The 5,433-nt window shown below is 73.2% G+C and carries 6 protein-coding genes; 3 read left to right on the forward strand and 3 right to left on the reverse strand.

Annotation, left to right across the window (positions count from 1 at the left end; translation table 11 throughout):
- Positions 1-589: ABC transporter ATP-binding protein (locus AOK22_RS34730; RefSeq protein ID WP_208606484.1), on the reverse strand; the 589-nt coding region annotated here is incomplete at its 3' end.
- Between the two features lie 280 nt (positions 590-869).
- Here AOK22_RS34730 and AOK22_RS34735 point away from each other — a divergent pair.
- Genes AOK22_RS34735 through AOK22_RS34745 form a run of 3 tightly spaced genes read left to right on the forward strand, consistent with a single transcriptional unit; the run spans position 870 to position 3,802 of the window.
- Positions 870-1,724 (forward strand): MaoC/PaaZ C-terminal domain-containing protein, encoded by an 855-nt coding sequence (locus AOK22_RS34735; protein ID WP_055702692.1) that lies wholly within the window; start codon positions 870-872, stop codon positions 1,722-1,724.
- A 24-nt stretch (positions 1,725-1,748) separates the two neighbouring features.
- Positions 1,749-2,825: a Zn-dependent alcohol dehydrogenase gene (locus AOK22_RS34740; RefSeq protein ID WP_055702693.1), complete on the forward strand. Its 1,077-nt coding sequence runs from the start codon at positions 1,749-1,751 to the stop codon at positions 2,823-2,825.
- A gap of 35 nt (positions 2,826-2,860) precedes the next feature.
- Complete coding sequence (locus AOK22_RS34745) at positions 2,861-3,802, forward strand: 3-oxoacyl-ACP reductase (RefSeq protein WP_055702694.1); 942 nt, start codon at positions 2,861-2,863, stop codon at positions 3,800-3,802.
- Positions 3,803-3,887: 85 nt separating this feature from the next.
- On the opposite strand, the gene AOK22_RS41655 is transcribed toward AOK22_RS34745, so the two are convergent.
- Positions 3,888-4,046, reverse strand: a complete 159-nt coding sequence (locus AOK22_RS41655) for a hypothetical protein (RefSeq protein ID WP_157872377.1) — start codon at positions 4,044-4,046, stop codon at positions 3,888-3,890.
- A 45-nt stretch (positions 4,047-4,091) separates the two neighbouring features.
- Positions 4,092-5,303 (reverse strand): hypothetical protein, encoded by a 1,212-nt coding sequence (locus AOK22_RS34750; protein ID WP_055702695.1) that lies wholly within the window; start codon positions 5,301-5,303, stop codon positions 4,092-4,094.
- Positions 5,304-5,433 lie beyond the last annotated feature (130 nt).

The raw sequence follows: 5,433 nt of genomic DNA on the forward strand, positions 1-5,433 counted from the left end.
CCTCCTCCAGGTAGTGCGTGGAGAACAGGACGGTGTGGCCGCGCCGCGCGTAGGCCCGCATCGAGGTCCAGAAGGCGTGCCGGGCCTCGACGTCGAGGGCGGCGGTCGGCTCGTCGAGCACCAGCAGCGCCGGGTCCCCGACGAGCGCGACCGCGAAGCGCACGCGCTGTGCCTGGCCTCCGGAGAGCCGGTCCGCGCGCCGCCCGGCGAACGCGGCGATGCCCGCGAGCTCCAGCGCCCGCTCGGCCGGCATCGGCTCGGGGTAGGTCTGCGCGACGAAGGAGACCAGCTCGCGGACGGTGACGCGCGGCACCTGGCGGCTCTCCTGGAGCATCGCGCCGACCCGCCCCGCGGCCACGGCCCGCTCAGGACCGTGGCCGAAGAGGCGCACGGCGCCCTCGTCGGGGGTGTCCAGGCCCAGCAGCAGGGACAGGGTCGTGGACTTGCCCGCGCCGTTGCGGCCGAGCAGCGCGACGGTCTCGCCGCGCCGGATCTCCAGGTCGACGCCGTCCACGGCCCGTACGGGACCGAAGGTCTTCACGGCCCCGGCGAAGCTCACTGCGGGCCCGTCCTGCGCTGTCTTCTTCATGGGGAAGACGCTACGAACGGGCGGGTGTCCCACGGCAGATGCGCCTGTACCGACTCGGCCGGTACAAATGTCACCGGTGTGGATCTGACGTGCTGTCAGGAGTCTTCACAACCACCATGCCCTGGGCTATACATGGGATCGCCGGACTGGAACGCGTTCTAGAACGGGGTCCTTCGGGGCCCGTTCGCGGACCGCTCCACCGGCCCTGATGCGACCTCGGTGCGGCCGACGGTGCGGACGGCCGCACCGAGGTCTTTGACGACCAAGGAGCTGCCATCCCATGCCCATCGACGCCGCGAAGGCCCTGGCCGCCGAACCCCGGTCGGCCGGGATCGCCTGGGACCACAAGGACGTCCAGCTCTACCACCTGGGACTCGGCGCGGGACGGCCCGCCACGGACCCCGACGAACTCCGCTACACCCTGGAGTCCAAGCTCCACGTCCTGCCCAGCTTCGCCACCGTCGCGGGCGCCGGCATGGGCGTCGTCGGCGGACTCTCCGCGCCCGGCATCGAGGTGAACCTCGCCGCCGTCCTGCACGGCGGCCAGACCATCACCCTGCACCGCCCGATCCCCGTCAAGGGCAACGCCGTGACCACCTCCAAGGTCGCCGCGGTGTACGACAAGGGCAAGGCCGCGATCCTCGTGCTGCGCTCCGAAGTCGCCGACGACGAGGGCCCGTTGTGGACGAGCGACGCCCAGATCTTCGTGCGCGGCGAGGGCGGCTTCGGCGGCGACCGCGGCCCCTCCACCCGCCTGCCCGCTCCCGAGGGCGACCCCGACCTGGAGGTCGAGCGGCCCGTCCGCGAGGACCAGGCGCTGCTCTACCGCCTCTCCGGCGACTGGAACCCCCTGCACGCCGACCCCGAGTTCGCCAAGCTGGCCGGCTTCGACCGGCCGATCCTGCACGGCCTGTGCACCTACGGCATGACGCTCAAGTCCGTCGTGGACAGCCTGCTCGACGGCGACGTGTCCCGGGTGCGCGGCTACGGCACGCGCTTCGCCGGCGTGGTCTTCCCCGGCGAGACCCTGCGGATCCGCATGTGGCGCACCGAGGGCCGCGTCCAGGCGACCGTGACGGCGGTCGAGCGGGACGACGCGCCGGTGCTCGCCGACACCATCGTCGACCATTCGTGACCAGCCAGTGAGGGGAGACGCGCCATGCGCGCAGCCGTACTGCACGAGATAGGCCAGGACAAGCTGGAGGTCCTCGACGACATCGAGGCCGTGGGGTTCGGGCCCGGCAAGGTGAGGATCCGCGTCCGGGCCACCGGCCTGTGCCACTCCGACGTCTCGGCGATGAACGGGGTGCTCCCGCAGCCCGCCCCCTTCATCCCGGGCCACGAGGGCGCGGGCGAGATCCTCGACGTGGGCGACGGCGTCACCGGTCTCGCCCCGGGCGACCGCGTCCTGCTGTGCTGGCTGCCCGCGTGCGGCACCTGTCCGGCCTGCAAGCGCGGCCAGACCCAGCTGTGTCTGGCCGGCTTCATGAACGCGGGCACCCCCAACTTCAAGCGCTCCGGCGGCGATCTCTTCGGCTTCGCGGGCACCGGCACCTTCACCGAGGAGGTCGTCGTCGACGCCGGGTGCGCCGTGCCGATCCCCGACGACGTGCCCTTCGACATCGCCGCGCTGATCGGCTGCGGCGTGACGACGGGCCTCGGTGCCGCCGTCAACACCGCGGACGTCGCGGCCGGTTCGTCCGTCGCCGTCATCGGCTGCGGCGGCGTCGGCATCTCCGCGATCCAGGGTGCCCGCCTCAAGGGCGCCGCGCAGATCGTCGCCGTCGACCCGGTCGCCTCCCGCCGTGAGGCCGCCCTGAAGTTCGGCGCGACGGAGGCGGTCGCGCCCGACGAACTGGCCGACGCCACACAGCGGATGACCGCGGGCGAGGGCTTCGACTACGTCTTCGAGGTCGTCGGCAAGTCCGCCACGGCCCGCACGGCGTACGAGACGACGCGCCGCGGCGGCACTCTCGTGGTCGTCGGCGCGGGCGCCATGGACGACCACCTCCAGCTCAACATGTTCGAGCTGTTCTTCGACGAGAAGCGGATCCTGCCGTCGATGTACGGCGGCGGTGACGTCCTCACCTCGTACGAGCGGGCCATCGCGCTGTGGCGGGCGGGCCGCATCGACCTGGAGAGCCTGATCACCCACCGCGTACCGCTCGCCGAGATCAACGAGGCGCTGGACCAGATGCGCACGGGCGTGGCCCTGCGCACCTGCATCGAGATCTGAACGCCCCTGCCCCGTAGCGCGTCGAAGGGACTGTGATGTCACTGCCACTTGAGGGCCTGTCCGCGATCGTCACCGGCGCGGGCCGCGGCCTCGGCCGCGCCGAGGCCCTGGAACTGGCCCGGCTCGGCGCGAGCGTCGTCGTCAACGACTTCGGGCAGCCGGGGCGCGACGGCTCGGGCGAGGCGTCGGCGGCGCCTGCCGAGGAGGTCGCCGCCGAGATCCGCGCCGCGGCCGGCCGGGCGGTCGCCCACACCGGCGACGTGGCCGACCACGACCAGGCCCGCGAGCTGGTCCGGACGGCGGTCGACACGTACGGAAAGCTCGACATCCTGGTCAACAACGCGGGCATCCTGCGGGACCGGATGATCTTCTCGATGACCGAGGCCGAGTGGGACACGGTCATCCACGTCCACCTCAAGGGCCATTTCAACACGACCCACTTCGCCGCCGCCCACTGGCGCGAGCGCTCCAAGGCGACGGGCGGCCCGGTGTACGGCCGGATCGTCAACACCTCGTCCGAGGCCTTCCTCGCCGGTTCCGCGGGCCAGCCCAACTACGCGGCGGCCAAGGGCGGCATCGTCGGGCTCACCACGTCGACGGCGCTCGCCCTCGCCAAGTACGGCGTGACCGCCAACGCCATCTGCCCGCGCGCGCGTACGCGGATGACCGAGGACGTCTTCGCGGGCTTCCAGGAGCCGGGCGCGGGCCGGCTCGACCCGCTGGCGCCCGAGCACGTCTCACCGCTGGTGGGCTATCTGGCCTCGCCCGCCGCGGCCAGGGTCAACGGCCAGCTGCTCGTCGTGCACGGTGGCATGGTCGCGATCGTCGAACGCCCCAAGGTGGCCGCGAAGTTCGACTCGGCGAAGGACGCGTTCACCTTCGACGAACTGGACGAGGCACTCTCCCCGTACTACGCGGACCGCCCCCCGAACGAAACGTTCGCGGCGGCGGAGATCCTGGGCCTGAAGAAGGGGTAGAGCGCGCGGCGTTGCAGAAAAGTCCCGCCNNGGCGGGACTTTTCTGCAACGCGCCGTGATGTGCCAGCGCGCCGTGGTGCGTCCGTCAGGACGCGTCGGGCTGCTTGCGGTGGCGGCCCTTGGGGGCCGTCGCCTCGTCGTGCTCGGCCACGGGTCCCCGGTGCCGGCCCGCCCCGGCGGGCGTGGTCGGCGCCGCCGGCTCGGTGTCCCTCGGTGTCTCCGTACTGGTCTCGGTCGTCAGCAAGATCACTCACCCCGTAAGAAGATCGTTCGGTACAGCCGGGCGAGTCTAACCGCCCGCCTTCCGCCCGCCGAGAGGTGCCTGCTGCAACGGAACGGGCCGTGCGGCAACGGGTTTCGGGGGATCCGCGGGCGGTGGTTGCGCACTGCTCGCATCCCCCTCCCGCGAGGACTCCCGCGAGGGTCCCGGCGGGGACCCCGGCAAGGGCTCCGACAGTGCCTCCGATGGCGCCGTGGGGGCGGGTACCGTCAGCCGGGCCACCCCGCACGGTGCCGCCCCCGTCGCGTACGGCAGGCAGAGCGTGCCCTCCGGTGTCCACCAGCCCGCGCCCGCCAACCAGCCCTCCGGCGCCGCCAGTTGATGCAGCTGACGGCTCGCGGGGCGCCACAGCCCGACCCAACTGCTGCCCGCCGCGCCGTCGATGCGCAGTGCCACCCCGCAGCCCTCCGGCGTGAGCACCTGCCCCGGCTGGATCGCGAACGGCGTCCCCGCGAGGTCCGCGGGGAACCGCAGGCACTCGGGGAAGCGCACCGGTCGCGTACCGCCCAGGACGCCCCAGCCCAGGCGGTCCTCGCCCGGCGCGTCCGAGCGGATGACCAGCAGGCCGCTGCCGGCGTCGGCGAGCAGCAGCCGGTCGTCGCTGTCCTCCGCGATCTGCAGCAGCGGCGTCACCTCGCCGCCCCGCTCCAGGTCCACCGCGACCGTCTTCGTGGTGGAGCCCAGCGTGCGGTCCAGGGCGAGCATCCGGTCCGTGCCGTCCAGCCAGACGCCGCCCGAGCAGCGGCCCGGGATCTCGGCGACGTGCTCGGGCCCGAAGGCGCCGCCCGCCACCAGCCAGACGGCACTGGAGTGTTCGCCGGGCGCGAGGGCGTACGCGCGGGTGCCGTCCGGTGTCGGCGGCAGCAGGCCCAGCTCCCCGCACTCCACGGCCCCGAGCGGCACCTCGCCCGTGCCGGGGCCCGTCGGGTAGAGCAGGGCGAAGGTGTGCCGCACGTCCACCACGCGGTGGATCAGGACACGGCCGTCGGCCATCGGGAGCACTTCCGTGGCGGGCTCCTCCGGCTGGCGGCCGGGCAGCGGCACCGCGTAGGGCTCGGCGGAACCGAGGGTCCAGCGTTCGGGGCACCAGGAGTCCGGCGCGTCGGTGGCGCGGGCCAGGCGCGCCGCGTAGGACCCGTCCGCCGCGATCGTGCACCCCGCGGTGCGGGTGCGGACCCGGGCCGGGGGCGGCGGCACTGGGGGCGCTGGTGGCGCTGTCATCGTGTGTGTCACCTCCGGCTCCGAAGCTAGTTTTCGTACGCGCGGCCGTGGCACCGACGGGCGTCCACTTCACACAGAAGGGTGGCGATGTCCGGGTTCGCCTGAGAGGGCGGGCGGGGGTGTGCTGCGG

The organism is Streptomyces silaceus (assembly GCF_001419745.1).
GTDB classification, from domain to species: domain Bacteria; phylum Actinomycetota; class Actinomycetes; order Streptomycetales; family Streptomycetaceae; genus Streptomyces; species Streptomyces silaceus.

What these genes read in the sequence shown, in the direction of transcription:
- AOK22_RS34740 (WP_055702693.1), top strand. Translation starts at nt 1,749, where the DNA reads ATGCGCGCAGCCGTACTGCACGAGATAGGCCAGGACAAGCTGGAGGTC.
- AOK22_RS34750 (WP_055702695.1), bottom strand. Translation starts at nt 5,303, where the DNA reads ATGACAGCGCCACCAGCGCCCCCAGTGCCGCCGCCCCCGGCCCGGGTC.
- AOK22_RS34745 (WP_055702694.1), top strand. Translation starts at nt 2,861, where the DNA reads ATGTCACTGCCACTTGAGGGCCTGTCCGCGATCGTCACCGGCGCGGGC.
- AOK22_RS34735 (WP_055702692.1), top strand. Translation starts at nt 870, where the DNA reads ATGCCCATCGACGCCGCGAAGGCCCTGGCCGCCGAACCCCGGTCGGCC.